At 71.2% G+C, this 14594-nt stretch carries 12 protein-coding genes; 8 read left to right on the top strand and 4 right to left on the bottom strand.

Annotated features, from left to right (window positions below; all coding sequences use genetic code 11):
• Nucleotides 1–197: 197 nt before the first annotated feature.
• Nucleotides 198–2036, top strand: a complete 1839-nt coding sequence (locus AMK21_RS12155; RefSeq protein ID WP_073877089.1) for a PP2C family protein-serine/threonine phosphatase — start codon at nucleotides 198–200, stop codon at nucleotides 2034–2036.
• A 31-nt stretch (nucleotides 2037–2067) separates the two neighbouring features.
• On the top strand, nucleotides 2068–2475 hold the full coding sequence (locus tag AMK21_RS12150; RefSeq protein ID WP_073877087.1) for a response regulator: 408 nt from the start codon (nucleotides 2068–2070) through the stop codon (nucleotides 2473–2475).
• Between the two features lie 44 nt (nucleotides 2476–2519).
• Here the strand turns inward: AMK21_RS12150 and AMK21_RS12145 are convergent, their stop codons facing one another.
• Nucleotides 2520–4958 (bottom strand): ATP-binding protein, encoded by a 2439-nt coding sequence (locus AMK21_RS12145; RefSeq protein ID WP_234421910.1) that lies wholly within the window; start codon nucleotides 4956–4958, stop codon nucleotides 2520–2522.
• A 339-nt stretch (nucleotides 4959–5297) separates the two neighbouring features.
• Here AMK21_RS12145 and AMK21_RS12140 point away from each other — a divergent pair, with 339 nt between their 5' ends.
• Together AMK21_RS12140 and AMK21_RS12135 are read left to right on the top strand one after the other, a co-directional pair.
• Nucleotides 5298–5468 (top strand): hydrophobic protein, encoded by a 171-nt coding sequence (locus AMK21_RS12140; protein ID WP_073877085.1) that lies wholly within the window; start codon nucleotides 5298–5300, stop codon nucleotides 5466–5468.
• Between the two features lie 181 nt (nucleotides 5469–5649).
• Nucleotides 5650–6003 (top strand): PRC-barrel domain containing protein, encoded by a 354-nt coding sequence (locus tag AMK21_RS12135; protein WP_073877084.1) that lies wholly within the window; start codon nucleotides 5650–5652, stop codon nucleotides 6001–6003.
• 176 nt (nucleotides 6004–6179) lie between these two features.
• On the opposite strand, the gene AMK21_RS12130 is transcribed toward AMK21_RS12135, so the two are convergent.
• Nucleotides 6180–6446 (bottom strand): hypothetical protein, encoded by a 267-nt coding sequence (locus AMK21_RS12130; RefSeq protein ID WP_073877083.1) that lies wholly within the window; start codon nucleotides 6444–6446, stop codon nucleotides 6180–6182.
• Nucleotides 6436–6678, bottom strand: coding sequence for a hypothetical protein (locus tag AMK21_RS12125; protein ID WP_073877081.1), 243 nt, complete (start codon nucleotides 6676–6678; stop codon nucleotides 6436–6438). The genes AMK21_RS12130 and AMK21_RS12125 overlap by 11 nt, the downstream gene beginning before the upstream one ends.
• 229 nt (nucleotides 6679–6907) lie before the next feature.
• Between AMK21_RS12125 and AMK21_RS12120 the strand changes: the two genes are divergently transcribed.
• Nucleotides 6908–7951, top strand: coding sequence for a LacI family DNA-binding transcriptional regulator (locus tag AMK21_RS12120; protein WP_073877079.1), 1044 nt, complete (start codon nucleotides 6908–6910; stop codon nucleotides 7949–7951).
• Nucleotides 7952–8109: 158 nt separating this feature from the next.
• On the opposite strand, the gene AMK21_RS12115 is transcribed toward AMK21_RS12120, so the two are convergent.
• Nucleotides 8110–10941 (bottom strand): glycosyl hydrolase, encoded by a 2832-nt coding sequence (locus AMK21_RS12115; protein ID WP_073877896.1) that lies wholly within the window; start codon nucleotides 10939–10941, stop codon nucleotides 8110–8112.
• A gap of 246 nt (nucleotides 10942–11187) precedes the next feature.
• Here AMK21_RS12115 and AMK21_RS12110 point away from each other — a divergent pair, with 246 nt between their 5' ends.
• The 3 genes from AMK21_RS12110 (at nucleotide 11188) to AMK21_RS12100 (ending at nucleotide 14531) form a co-directional block, all read left to right on the top strand.
• Entirely contained in the window at nucleotides 11188–12498 is a 1311-nt protein-coding gene (locus tag AMK21_RS12110) for an ABC transporter substrate-binding protein (RefSeq protein WP_073877077.1), read from the top strand.
• 144 nt (nucleotides 12499–12642) lie between these two features.
• Nucleotides 12643–13623, top strand: coding sequence for a carbohydrate ABC transporter permease (locus AMK21_RS12105; protein WP_073877075.1), 981 nt, complete (start codon nucleotides 12643–12645; stop codon nucleotides 13621–13623).
• Nucleotides 13620–14531, top strand: a complete 912-nt coding sequence (locus tag AMK21_RS12100; protein ID WP_073877073.1) for a carbohydrate ABC transporter permease — start codon at nucleotides 13620–13622, stop codon at nucleotides 14529–14531. Before AMK21_RS12105 ends, AMK21_RS12100 begins: the two co-directional genes overlap by 4 nt.
• The last annotated feature ends 63 nt before the right edge of the window (nucleotides 14532–14594 follow it).

Raw genomic sequence — 14594 nt, 5'->3', positions numbered from 1 at the left:
CCTCCGGGGCCTTGCCGAGAGGCTGGATCGGAGGTTTCGCGGCTGTACGCCGCTTCTCCCAGCGTCCCACGATCGAGTGCCGCGCCCAGGACAGCTCGCCCGCCCCGTGATCCCTCCCACGACATGAGTTCCGGCCCTCCGGTCATACTGGCCGAAGACGGAGCACAAGGCCTCATACGGAAACCGGAGGGCGGGGCATGGCCGACGACACCTGGTCCAGTGCGCTGCACCGGCTCTGGCAGGCCGCTTCGCGGGCCGAGGAGGTCGCGGCGCTGGCGGACGACGTGTACACGTCGCTCCTCGCCACCCCGGGGGTCCACCTCGTGGTGGGCACGCGGTGGGACGAGAAGCAGGTCCTGCGGTACATGCGTGCCCTGAGCGCCGGGAGCGACACCCCGGTGACCGTCGCGACCACGCGGTCGATGCCCCGGGCGGCCGTACGGGAGCCGGGCGGCGAACCCGTGGTGACCCGGTCCGCCGTGGAAGGTCTCGACGACTCGGTGTGGCCGGAGGCGGAGTTCCTGCGGCAGGCACCCGGGGCCTCCGTCGTGGCCTGCACCTTCCGGCTGGACCAGCGTGGCTGGGCGGCGCTGGCCCTCGCCGTGGACGGCTCGGCTGACCTGGCGGTCGTCGAGAGCCGTCTGACGCAGGCCGTCGACGTCATCGTCGCCTGCCACACCGGCATCCTCCAGCGCGGCCGCGAGACCCGCCGGGCCTCAGACGACGCGCTGCTCGCCGAGGCCTCGCTCCAGATGGACTCGTCCCTGGACGTGGAGGACACCCTGCGCCGGGTGGCCCGGATCGCCGTACCGGCCGTCGCCGACGGCGCTCTCGTCCATCTGCTGCGCAGCGAAGGGCCGGAGTTCGTCGCCGCCACACACGTCGCCGTCCAGCAGCAGCGCGCCCTGGAGGAGGCCGGCCGCCACGACCCGTGGCTGGCGGCGCTGCTCGCGCGCCGGGGCGAGGACGAGGACACGGTGTTCCTGAGCGGCGCCGCACTCGACGGCTCGCCGTTCACCGAGGCCGTCAGCACAGCCGACGCGGATGGCACCGTCGCCGACGCGAGACCGGCCGGGGACGGCCCCCACCCCGCCGTCGTCAGCATCAGCACCCTCCGCGCCCGGGGCCGCGTCGTCGGCAGCATCATCTTCGTCTACGAGCGGCCCGAGGCCCGGCTGCCGGACAGCGCCTTCCTCCGCAGCCTCGCCACCCGGGCCGCGCTCGCCATCGACAACGCACTCCTCTACGAGCTCCGCCGGCACGCCGTCCTCTCGCTCCAGGAGCACCTGCTCCCCTCGCAGCTCCCGGTGACCGACCAGTGGGACCTGTCGGCGAGCTACGCGGTCGGCGACCCCATGCTGGACGTGGGCGGCGACTTCTACGACGCCGTGCCCCGGCCCGACGGGTCCATCGCCCTGCTCATCGGCGACGTCTGCGGTCGCGGCGCGGAGGCGGCGGCCCTCACCGGCCTGGCCCGCCACACCCTGCGCACCCTGCTGGAGGAGGGCACCGACCCGGGCACCGCCCTCAGCCGGCTCAACCGGGCCCTGCTCCAGGAGCGGGCGAGCCGCTTCCTCACCGCGGTCGTCGCCACGCTGGCGCCCCAGGCCGACGGCACCGCCGTGCTCAGCACGTGCAGCGCGGGACACCCCCCGCCCCTGGTGCTCCGCAGCGACGGCACGGTCTCCGAAGTGCTCTCCGGCGGCCTCCTCCTCGGCGTCCTGGACGACGTCTCGTACGAGAGCCACGAGGAACAGATCGCCCCGGACGACACCCTGGTGCTGTTCACCGACGGGCTCACCGAGTCACGTGAGGCGGGCGGTGCCTTCTTCGAGAGCGTCCTGCCCGCGCGGCTCTCCGCCCTGCGCGGTTCCGGCGCCGCACACATCGCGGAGAGCCTGGCGCAGCAGGCCGAGGCGTTCCGCGCCTCCGGGCAGGACGACATCGCCCTGCTCGTGGCCCGCTGGACCGGTGTTCCGCCGGACGCGGGCCTGCTCCCCCGTGACCCCCGGATCGAAGAGGCGGCCGTGCGATGACCATCCGAACCGGCGGACAGGCGGCACCCCGATGAACAGCGACGGGCTGATCCTCGTGGTGGAGGACTCCGAGGAGGACACCGAGGCCATCCAGCGCGCCCTGTCCCGCTCCCACCCCTCCCTGCACGTGGAATTCGCCCCGCGCGGCGATGCCGTGGTACCCCGCCTGCTCGACCCGGCCGCCCCCACGCCGGACCTGGTGCTGCTCGACCTCAACATGCCGGGCACGAACGGTCTGACGCTCCTGTCGAACCTGCGCGCGCAGCCCGCGTGCGCGTCGCTGACCGTGGTGGTCTTCACCTCGTCCACCTCCTCCGCGGAGGAGGACGCGTGCTACGCGGCGGGCGCCGACAGCTACATCTACAAGCCCGTCAACTTCGAGCTGTTCCAGACGGTTCTGCGGGGCGCGGTCGACTTCTGGATGTCGCAGAAGGCCTAGCGGAAGGCCTGGCGGAAGGCCTGAGGGCCCAGGGCTCCAGGGGTCTAAGGGGTGTCCGTGGCGCCCAGCGTGAACCACACCGCCGTCCCCGGCCCGCCACCACCCGGCCCCCGGCCGCTCTCCGGTGCCACGGCCGGGCTCTCCAGCCACAGCCGGCCCCCGTGGCGCTCCACGATCCGCTTGACCACGGCGAGGCCCACGCCCGAGCCGCCGCCCCGCTCCTCGCGCCGGTGCAGCCGACGGAACAGCTGGAGGACGTCCTCGTGCTGACCGGGCGGGATGCCGATGCCGTTGTCCCGTACGACGACGGCCGTCACCTCCCGCCCGCCCTCGCCGTCCGGCTCCGCCACCGGCACCGCCTCCACCCACACGCGCCGCTCCCCGGTCCCCTCGTCCGCCGCGTACTTGGCCGCGTTGACGAACAGGTTCTCCAGCACCTCCCGCAACCGCTCCCGATCCGCCCTCACCCGGGGCAGCGGGGCCGGGCGCACCACCGTCACGCCCTGCTCCGACAGCCGGTCCCCGGCCACGAGCAGCGCGTCGTCGACCACCTCGTCCAGCGACAACTCCTGCCGCTCCAGTCCGACTTGACCCAGGAGCGAGAAGTGCAGCAAGGAGTCCAGCAGCCCGTCCATGCGCTCCGCGAGCCGGCGCACGGTGGTCAGGCGGCGCAGTGAGGTGGTGTCCAGTACGGCACCGGCGTCCTCGACGATGAAGGCGGCGGCGTTCGAGATCCCCCGCAACGGCTCCTTCAGGTCGTGGGCCGCCGCGTGGGCGAAGGAGTCCAGGTCCTCGTTGGTCCGGGCGAGCACGGTGTTCCGTGCCTCCAGCTCCGCCATCTGACGGCTCAGCAGGCCCGCCATCTCCCGCCACAGCTCTCCGGCCACGACGCGCTGCGCGGGGCTCCACGGCGTGCTCCGCCCGCGTACGGTCGCCCGGTGGACGGCGGCGGAACCGCGCGGGGTAAGCCGCTCGCCGCCCGGCCCCGTCCGCACAGGGCGCGCCGGGTCGGCCGCCCACTCCCGGGGCGCGGGCTGTTCACGGCGCCACCACGCCAGCAGGTCGCCGTCCCGGTCGAAGGGGAGGAAGAGCAGGCCCGCGGGCACCCCCTGCGCCTCCGCCTCCGCCGGGTCGAGCCCCAGCACCTCCGGCACCCGGTCGCTGCTCCACACCTCGCCCACAGGCCCCGTACCCGCCAGCCGCTCCAGCAGCCCCGGGAGCGCGGCGGGGACCGGGTCACCCGTCGCCGACACCTCCGCACCCCGTACGAGCAACGCGCCGTCCGCGCCCAGAAGTCCGGCCAGTCCGGAGCCGGGTCCCAGCAATGCGTCCGGCGCCTGCGAGCTGAGCCGGGCCAGCAGCGTGGCGAGCGCCCGCCGGTAGCCGGACAGCTCGTCCGCCTGCTCGCGCTCAGCGATGGCCGCCAGTTGCAGGGACAGCGCGATCCCGAAGAACTCGCAGGCCGCCCGCACTTCGGGGGTCAGCAGCCGCGGCTCGTCGCCATGGCAGGCGATCAGCCCCCACAACTCGCCGTCGTGCAACAGGGATACGGACATGGACGAGGCCACGCCGATGTTGCGCAGGTACTCCAGGTGGTAGCCGGAGACGGTACGGAGTATCGAGCCCGAAAGATCCAGCGGCTCCCCGGTCCCCTCCCGCAGCTCCGGCAGCAGCCCCACCGTCGCGTCGTCCACGTCCCCGATGACCCGGATCCAGTTGCGGGCGTAGAGGCGGCGGGCCTGCGGCGGGATGTCGCTGGCCGGGAACCACAGCCCCAGCCACGGCTCCCGCCCCTCGTTGAGCGCCTCCGCGATGACCTGGCCGGGCCCTTCCGCGCCGTCGAACCGGTACGCCACCACCCGGTCGTACCCGGTGAGCGCCTGGACCTCACGGACTGCGGTCGCACAGCACTCGGTGACACCGGCGGCACCCTGGAGCCGGTGCAGGGCGCGCCGCACCCGGGGATAGAAGTTCTGGAACACGAACGGACCGTCCGCGGCCCGTGGTTCGAACTCCAGCACCAGCAGCTCGGCGACCCGGTGGACGGTCACGTCGAAGGGCCGCGCCCGCCCGTCGCCCGACTCCAGCGAGAGGGACAGCACACCGGAGGCCGCGGACCCGTCCGAAGACCCCGCCGCCCCCTCGCCGGGGCCCGCCACCTCCGTACTCTCCCGCGCCAGCGCCCACTGCTCGTCCCCGATGAGCTCCGTGACCGGCTCCCCCACCAGCTCGTCGGCCGCCCGGCCCAACACCTCGCCCGCGTTCCGGCTCACCGTGTCCATGACGGCGTCGCACAGCCGGACGGCGACCAGGGCCCCGTACGACTGGACGCCGCCGAGCAGGTGGATCGGCTCCCTCACGCACTGGGAGAGGTCGAACTCCTGGCTCACACCGGCCTCGGCCGCCACCGCTTTCGGGGAGAGCCACCCCCGGACGTCGCCGGATCCCCGTACGTCGCCGGGTCCTCGCACCTCGTCGGACACTGCCTTCCCTCCGTCCCGTCGCCCATCCCCCCTCACCCCGCTCGCGTCTTCCCACCACTCGGCGCCTCAGGTCCCGCAGTGGGCGAGCACCGCGCGCGGCATCGGCGCGACACGCGACGACCCGGTCCAGCGGGCACGCGACGGTCAACGAACGCCTGCCGTCGACCACGATGACTCCTCATACAGATCACACGGATCACTCCGTCGGCCCCCTCCCATCCTCACGCACACCCTTCCGCCAGGCACTTTCTGCGTGTGAAGAAAAAATAAGATCCATGGGTGCAGATGGCGTGTAAGGAAAGCAATGCCGGGAACCTGAATTTCCGGAGGTTGATAACCATGGTCCCCCTGATTCTCGTTCTTCTGCTCATCCTGCTTCTCTTCGGTGCCGGATTCGCGCTCAAAGCCCTCTGGTGGATAGCCGTGATCCTCCTGGCCGTGTGGGTCGTGGGCTTCTTCGTCCGGCCCGCCGCAGGAGGCGGGCGCCGGGGTCGGTGGTACCGCTGGTAAGCGGTTCTGAACAGCGATAACGGGGTGGGGGCCGGGCGTCAGCCCGGCCCCCACCCCGTTGCTCCACCCCTTGCCGCCGGCCATGTGTACACCGGCTTCCACCGGGCACACGAACAACCGGCGAACCCATCAATCAATTCATCGACGATGGGCTGCATCGACCTTCGCGAAAGGGGCCACAATGAGCGAATCCCTGTGGGGCTACCAGCCGTCGAGCGGTCACACCGCGGGCGCCGATCTCTCCGGATATGCGGTGGAGGCGACCGACGGCGGTATCGGAAAGGTCGACAAGCACTCCGACGAGGCCGGCTCCGCCTACCTGCTCGTCGACACCGGGGTCTGGATCTTCGGCAGGGACGTCCTGCTCCCGGCGGGCACGGTCCGGCGCATCGACACGGAGGACCGCAAGGTCTACGTGGACCTCACCAAGGAGCAGGTCAAGGACTCGCCGGAGTTCGACCGCCACCGACAGGCCGATGACCCGGGCTACCACGCACAGATCTCCGCGTACTACATGGCCTTCCGCATCATGTGATCCGCACCCGCATGGCTTTCCGCATCATGTGGCGCGCGTTCGCATGGCTTTCCGCATCATGTGACCCACGTCCGCGGACGCCCGGCCCCTGCCGGCTCGGCGTACGCCCCTGAACGGCGGCGGGCCCGACCCCGAGGAGGGGTCGGCTCCGCCGCCTCCATGTGCGTCCACCACCCTCAACGCGGCAGCTGCCCCTCCCGGTTGATCTCCGTCACCCGGGCCCGCAACGCCACACCCGGCGGGGCCGGCCGTAGGGCGTCCGGGGGGCAGGACCACTCCGGCCCGCCGCCCGGCGGCCGCAACCGCACGTCCTCCCCGGCCCGGCCCGTCACCCGGCCGACGCGCCCGTCCCGGCCGTCCACCGCGAGTGTCCCCGTCTCGGGCCGATACGGCTCACGCCCGGCACCCGCCAGCGCCTCCCCCGTCAGCCCCTCACTCGCCATGACCGCTCTCCTTCTCCGCCAGCACCTCGCACAGCCGCAACGCGGTGTCGATGTTGCAGCGGCCCAGGTCGACCAGCGGCGTCGGTTCGTTGCCCGCGCACGAGACGGGGTCGACCCGCAGCGAAGGCAGCGTCACGCCCCGCCCGGCGAGCCCTTCCTTCAGCTGTTCCACCGCGTCCTCCGCCGCCCGCACCCTCTTCGCCGCCACCCTGCGCCGCTCCGTCGCTTCCATGCCGCACACCTTCCACTCCGGGTAAGCGCAATGCCTACCCAGCGTGTCCAACGCGCAGCGGGCCCTGAGGAGTCGCCCAAGAGTGAACCGGAGCCCGTACCACCGCTTGGAAGCGCTCTCAGCCGTCCGTCCGCCCCAGCGCTAGGCTGTAGACGATCCGGCGACGGCACAGGCCCCTGGCCAGCACCACTGCGCGTGCCGCCGCCCCCGCCGACGAGGAGCGACCGTCTTGCCCGAGCAGTCCCCCGGGTCCCGGCCCACCCTGGAAGCCGTCGCGGCGCGTGCGGGGGTCTCCCGGGCCACCGCCTCGCGGGTCGTCAACGGGGGCGACGGGGTGCGCAAACCGCTGGTCGACAAGGTGCTCCAGGCGGTCGACGAGCTCGGCTACATCCCCAACCACGCGGCCCGGACCCTGGTCACCCGGCGGACGGGCGCGGTGGCCGTCGTCATCGCCGAGCCGGAGATACGGATCTTCTCGGACCCCTTCTTCTCCCAGCAGATCCGGGGCATCAGCAAGGAGCTGACCGCCCACGACACCCAGCTCGTCCTGCTGCTGGTGGAGGGCCCCGGCGACTTCGACCGCATCGCGCGCTACCTCTCCGGCGGCCACGTGGACGGCGCGCTCGCCTTCTCCCTCCACACCGACGACCCGCTGCCCGCGATCACCCGGCGGGCGGGGATCCCGACGGTGTACGGAGGCCGGCCCAGCTGGACCGCCGACCCCGGCGACCAGGCCGTTCCGTATGTGGACGCCGACAACCGGGGCGGGGCGCGGGTCGCCGTGCAGTATCTGCGGGACCTGGAGCGGGAGCGGATCGCGCACATCGGCGGGCCGCCCGACCAGACCTCCGCGATGGACCGCCTCGACGGCTACCGGGACGTCCTGATCGACGTGGACCCGACGCTCGTCGCCGAGGGTGGGTTCACCGTGGAGAGCGGGGCCCGGGCGATGGCCGAGCTGCTGGAGCGGCGGCCCGACCTCGACGCGGTGTTCGTCGCCAACGACCTGATGGCCTCGGGCGCGCTGCGGGTCCTGCGGGAGCGCGGGATCGCGGTGCCGGAGCAGGTGGCGATCGTCGGGTTCGACGACATGGACGGGGTGGCCGAGGAGACCGACCCGCCGCTGACCACGGTGAACCAGGACATCGAGGGCCAGGGGCGGCTGATGGCCCGGCTGCTGCTGCGCGGCCTGGACCGGGACCGTACGGGGAGCGGCTCGGCGCCCGACTCGGTGATCACCCCGACGACGCTGGTACGGCGCGCCTCGGCGTAACACCCGGGAGACGGGTGCGAGTACGGCGGGCCTCCGCCCTGAGGAGCCGGAGACCCGCCGCACCGATCGTGCCCGCACATCAACGTCCTACACGTACGGGATCACGCGCCCTGCGCGCCCCACGTACGGGATGCCTGGCCCGTACGTGGTCGCGCGTCCTACACGTACGGGATCCGCAGCACCGCCGCGTCCGTGCCCGTCTGCACCTGCGACGTGCCGTTGCCCAGCGCGTTCCAGATCTCCAGGCGGACCGTGCCGTTCCTCAGCTCGCCCAGGCTGCCGGTGGTCGCCTGCGCGCCGACCGCCTGCGTGTACTCCTCCCACCCGTTGACCGGGTCGGTGGCGAAGTAGCGGAAGGTCTCGGTGCGGTCGAAGGTGCCGTCGCCGGTCAGGTCGTAGCTGACCCGGACCTGCGGGGCGAGCCCGACCTTGGTTCCCGCGTCCACCCGGAGGCGGAACGCGGTGGCGGCCCCGGCGGAGACCTTGCCGTTGACCTTCTTGACCTCGTAGACGGTCGGGCGGTACGGGGTTCCGTCCCGGTTCACACCGTCGGCGGAGGCGATGGTGTCGGCGCCCGCCGGGTCGGTGGTGGCGGTGGTGAGGACGCCGCCGGTCTTCAGGCGGAAGGTGTTGCCGGTGGAGGGGTTGCCGGGCTCCTCCGGGTCGGGGTCGGGGTTCCCGCCGCCGGGTCCCGTGCTGACCGCCGTCGAACGGGCCGGTACGGACAGGGTCTTGCCGTCGGAGAAGGTCACCGTACGGGTGGCGGAGCTGTGGTTGTGGGCGGTGTAGGTGCGGGTGCCGTTCTTGGAGAAGACGGCGGAGGTCGGCAGGTCGCCACTGACCGTCATGTCCGGTGCGCCGAGTGTGTCGAGGGTGTTGATCCAGTGGTAGGTGTGCGCCTTGGACTCACCCTCCTCCGGGGTGTAGTTCCCGTTCACACCATTCCACTTGGCCTTCGCCGACGCCGGGTCGGAGAGGGCCTCGAACTCCCAGAGCAGGTCGCGCCACTCCTGGGCCGGGCCCCCGTTCTCGCGCTCCATCTCGGCGATGTTCCGCTTGATCGCCGCCTTCTCACGGGCCAGGTGAAGCGAACCGCCGGTCACCGGAAGGACGTTGATGCCGTGGATCTCCTCCGGGTTCGCCGTCCACCAGGTGGAGTAGGAGGCGCCGCTGCCCCAGACCATGCCGACCGTGCCGTACCTGTACGAGGCGGGGAAGACCGTGTCGTTGGCGTCGAACCAGTACTGGGTGATCGCCTCGGACTCGGTCGTCAGCAGGTAACTACCGAGGTCGCGGAGGGAGTTGTCCCCGGTGGCCGCACCCCACAGCACCAGTCCGGCGCTGAGGTTGATGGACTCCGAGGAGGACTCCTGGTTGTTGCCCGCCGCGAAGCCCTGGTGGCCGGAGGCCCAGCTGTGGCCCGCGTAGACGTCGAAGCCGCGCAGGAAGGGGTACGCCGAGTCGGTGCGGCTCGGGTTGGCGGTGTCGCGGATGAGGTGCTTGATCATCGTGCCCCAGGCCGAGTCGGCCGCCCAGGCCTGGTCGTACTGGGCGATGATCGCCGCCGCGTACACGTAGTAGCTGTAGTGGAAGTGGTGGTCGTTGAGCTCGGTGTCGCTGCCGTACGAGGCCGGGTACCCGGTGAGGGTCTTCCAGTCCTTGTCGTAGCTGAACTCACTGGCGCCGCCCGCCGTGAACCACTCCTGCATCCGGCCCTTCATCAGGCCGAGGAGCTTGTCGCGGGTGGCGGTCTGGCCGATCTGGTCGGCGACGGGCACCAGCTGGGCGAGCTTGCCGAGCGCCTTGCCGGTCCAGTAGGTGTCCCTGGCCCCGGAGAACGGGTCGGAGGCGCCTGCGACCTCGTTGAGGTAGCCGGTCAGCCGGGCCCGGTCGACACCGCTGGAGACGGGCAGCGCGGGCACCACGCCGTTGTTCCTCTGGCTGGTGGTGAAGGAGGCGGCCTCGCGCACCTTCATCGTGCCGCGCGGCGAGACGTACGTGTACGGGGTCAGCGCGTCGGTCGTATGCAGCCACTGGTGGCGGTAGAGCGCCTGGAGCGTGCCCCGCTCGGTGCCCTCCCGGGCCTCCGTGGTCAGGGAGTAGGTCGCCCGTACGTTGCCGCCGGTGGTCTGCCAGGCCACCTGGGAGCCGGTGACGAAGCTGAAGGCGTACTTGCGGTAGGTCGCGAGCGCGTCCGTGGAAGGCAGGACGGCGAGCGAGAAGTAGTCCTTGGAGCCGAGCCCGGCGGTGATCGTGGTGCCGGAGATGTTCCAGTCGGCGCCGGTCGGGGCGAACAGGGCGTAGTGGTGCCCGGCGACCGTGATGCCGACGACGTTGCCCTGGTCGGAGAAGACCGTGGGCGTGGAGGCGGTCGTGATGCGGGCGTCGCCGCCGGACCCCTTGGCGTACACGAACGGCATGCCGTGGCCGATGGTGGCCCGGAAGGTGCGGGAGCCGTCCGCCCAGTACGGGGTGACCGTCCAGTCGGACCAGGCGTCGGCCTTGGTGTCGGGGGAGTTCAGGCCGGTCAGGCCGACGGTGAGATCGGCTTTGTGGGCGTACTCGTACTGCCGGCCGTCGCCGACGATCGCGGGCGTGGTCGGGTAGCCGACCTCCAGGCCGGAGGCCTTGGCCTGGTAGGTGAGCGGGTGCCCGTACATGGGGGTGGAGTACGGGTTGTCGCCGTAGCGCTGGAAGGCGAGCGAGGACCACCAGTCGTTGGTCGGGACCGGCTTGTCCCGGGCGGCGGTCGTCAGCTTGGGGGTGACGGGTGCGCCGGTGTTGGTGGTCGGGCCCTGGGTGCCGGCGGGGCGGGAGTCGGTGTAGCTGCCGGCGCCTGCGGGGACGGTGGCGGCGGCCGCGGGGGAGGCGGCGGGGCCCAGGGTGACGGCGGCCAGGGCGACGGCGAGGAGCGTGGCCGCGGCGGGTCTGACCCCGGCCCGGGAGGCGAGTCTGGAGAGGGAGGCTTGCACGAGCAGCACCTCGATCATGGTCATCATGGGGGGGGAGAGAGCGCCTTCGAGAGCGCTCTCAAGTGCCAAGGAACGTAAAACTCCTGAAACCTAGGTGTCAAGAGAACGCACACAGAAGGCAGTTGGGCGACGGCCGAACGTAACGCCAAGCTGTTATGCGTTCGAGTCTTGACGGGGTGGAGGTGGTGGGAGACGCTCCAGACGCAGGATTTGAGAGCGCTCTCAGAGGCGCTCGGTTCATCCCGAAGCCAAGGGAGGCTTCCCATGCCCATCGCCCGAGCCGCCAAGAGAGCCACCGTCCGCCTCGGCGCGGTCGTCCTCGCCGGGGCGCTCCTCGCCGCCTGTGGATCCGGATCCGGCGACTCGTCGGACACCTCCGACAGCGCGGGCGGGAAGGTCACGCTCACGGTCGACCTCTTCGGATCGTTCGGCTTCAAGGAGGCCGGGCTCTACGACGAGTACCAGAAGCTCCACCCGAACGTGACGATCAAGCAGAGCGACACCCAGGACGAGGCGGACTACTGGAAGTCGCTCCAGACCCGCCTCGCGGGTGGCGGCGGTCTCGCGGACGTTCAGGGCGTGGAGGTGGGCCGCATCGCGTCGGTCACCCAGCAGCAGTCCGACAAGTTCCAGGACCTGAGGGAGTTCGGGGCCGACAAGCTCAAGGGCGAGTTCGCCGAGGCCAAGTGGTCGGCGGCGACCACGAAGGACGGCAAGGTCCTCGGCCTCGGCACGGACGTCGGCCCCGAGGCGATGTGCTACCGCACCGACCTCTTCAAGAAGGCCGGCCTCCCCACCGACCGCGAGGAGCTCGCGAAGAAGTGGTCCACGTGGGACGGCTACCTGGAGCTCGGCAAGGAGTACAAGAAGAAGGCCCCCGCCAAGAGCGCCTGGCTGGACAGCATCGGCTCGCTCTACGGCATCATGATCGGCCAGGAGGAGGAGCGGTACTACGACACCTCCGGTGAGCTGATCTACGAGAAGAACCCGGCGGTGAAGACCGCCTGGGACACCTCCGTGAAGGCGGCCGAGGCGGACCTGAGCGCCAAGCTCGACCAGTGGTCCCCGCAGTGGAACCAGGCGTTCGCCGCCGGTTCGTTCGCCACGATCCCCTGCCCGGCCTGGATGCTCGGTTACATCAAGGGCCAGGCCGGTGACGGCGGCCAGGGCAAGTGGGACATCGCCAAGCTGCCCGGCGGGGCCGGCAACTGGGGCGGCTCGTACCTCTCCATCCCGCGTGCGGCCAAGCACAAGAAGGAGGCGTACGAGCTGATCGAGTGGCTGACCGCCCCCGAGCAGCAGGCGAAGGTCTTCCAGAAGCAGGGCAACTTCCCGTCCTCGACGGGCGCCATCGAGAAGATCGCGGACGCCGAGGACGACTACTTCTCCGGCGCCCCGATCGGTCAGATCTTCGGTGACGCGGCCAAGGAGTCCCCGGTGCAGGTGCTGGGTGTGCACGACCAGAACGTGATGCAGCAGCTGACGAACGCGCTGAGCGAGGTCGAGCGCAAGGGCGTCTCGTCGGACAAGGCGTGGGAGACGGCGAAGAAGGGCGTGGCCAACGTGATCGGCTGACGCCGGACGCGCCCGTCCTCTCCCCCTCCCTGGGGCCGGTCCACCGGTGCGCACCACGGTGGCCCGGCCCCACCCCCGTAGCCCGTCGCCTTCACCGCACGGCCCCCGTAACTCACCGCTCCCCCGACCCCGAAGGGCCGCATCGTGTCCCTCACCGCCACCGCGAAGGCCGGGCCCCGCAGCCCCGCCGGCACCGGACCCGGGCCCGACGACGGTCGGGCAGCCACGCTCCGGCGTACCTGGCGCAAGGCGTCCCCGTACGCCTACATCGCCCCCTTCTTCACCCTCTTCCTCGCCTTCGGCCTCTTCCCGCTCCTCTACACGGCGTTCGTCTCCCTCTACCGGGTCGAGCTCCAGACGAGCGGCGAGATGGAGTGGCGGGGCATCGCCAACTACACGGCGCTCTTCACCGACGAGTACTTCTGGATCTCGCTGCGCAACACGTTCACGATCGGCGTGTTGTCCACGGTCCCGCAGCTGGCGATGGCCCTCGGCCTCGCCCACCTGCTCAACTACAAGCTTCGCGGCCGGACTTTCATCCGGACGGCGATCCTGCTGCCGTACGCGACGTCCGTCGCCGCCGCCACGCTCGTCTTCGCGCAGCTCTTCGGCCGCGACTTCGGGCTGATCAACTACGTCATCGGACTGGCCGGCTTCGACCCCGTGGACTGGCAGACGGGCACGGTCGCCTCGCAGATCGCGGTGTCGACGATCGTGATCTGGCGGTGGACGGGGTACAACGCGCTGATCTACCTGGCGGGCATGCAGTCGATCCCGCACGAGCTGTACGAGGCGGCGGAGATGGACGGGGCTTCGCGCTGGCGCCAGTTCATCCACGTGACACTGCCCGGCCTGCGCCCGACGATCATCTTCACGGTCATCATCTCGACCATCGGGGCGACCCAACTCTTCGGTGAGCCGCTGCTGTTCGAGGGTTCGATCTCGGGTGGCATCTCGCACCAGTACCAGACCCTCGGCCTGTACATGTACGAGCAGGGCTGGGGCTTCTTCCACCTGGGCCGGGCCGCGGCCATCGCCTGGGTGATGTTCGTCCTGATCGTGGTGCTCGTCGGGGTCAACGCCCTGATCGCGCGCCGCCGTTCACGCAAGGAGGCCGGCCGATGACCGCGCTCGCCGCACCACCGACGGTCCCGGAGACGGGCCGCCCGCCGCAGGACCCGCCGGGAAGGCGGGTACGCAGGGGGGGCGCGGGCCGGACGATGAAGGGCGGCTGGCTCTCGTACGTCATCCTCGGCTTCGCCCTGCTCATCTCGGCGTTCCCCTTCTACTGGACGATCGTCGCGGCCAGCCGGTCCAACGCGGACCTGGCGCAGGTGCCGCCGAGCCTGCTGCCCGGCCCGAACCTGATCGACAACTTCGAGCAGGTCCTCGAAGAGGCTGACATCGGCAAGGCGCTGCTGAACTCGCTGATCGTGTCGTCGTCGATCACGCTCGGCACGGTGCTGTGCTGCACACTCGCCGGATTCGCCTTCGCCAAGCTGAAGTTCCGGGGCCGGGGCGCGCTGCTGACGCTGACGATCGGGACGATGATGATCCCGCCGCAGCTCGGCGTGATCCCGCTCTTCATGCTGATCGCCGAACTCCAGTGGGTGAACCAGCTCCAAGCGGTCATCCTGCCCGGCCTGGTGTCGGCCTTCGGCGTCTTCTTCATGCGCCAGTACCTGGTGCAGTCGCTGCCGGACGAGCTGATCGAGGCGGCCCGCGTGGACGGGGCGTCGACGGCCCGGATCTTCTGGTCGATCGTGATCCCGATCGCGCGGCCGGGGATGGCGGTGCTGGGAATGCTGACGTTCATGACGGCGTGGAACGACTTCTTCTGGCCGATCATCGCGCTGTCCTCGCAGGAGCCGACCGTGCAGGTCGCGCTGCGGCAGCTCGGCGGCGGATACGTCAACGACCAGTCGGTGATCATGGCCGGCACGCTGCTCGGCACGCTGCCGGTGCTGCTGGTCTTCGGCCTGCTGGGCCGGCAGATCGTCGGCGGCATCATGCAGGGCGCGGTGAAGGGCTGACCCGCGCCCCCGCCCCGCCTCCGTCCTCCCCCCTCCTCCCCTCACTTCTGGAGTGTCCGTCTC

It is taken from the genome of Streptomyces sp. CB00316 (genome assembly GCF_001905595.1).
In the GTDB taxonomy this organism is placed as follows: Bacteria; Actinomycetota; Actinomycetes; order Streptomycetales; family Streptomycetaceae; genus Streptomyces.
This window is presented reverse-complemented; position numbering and strand designations above follow the sequence as displayed.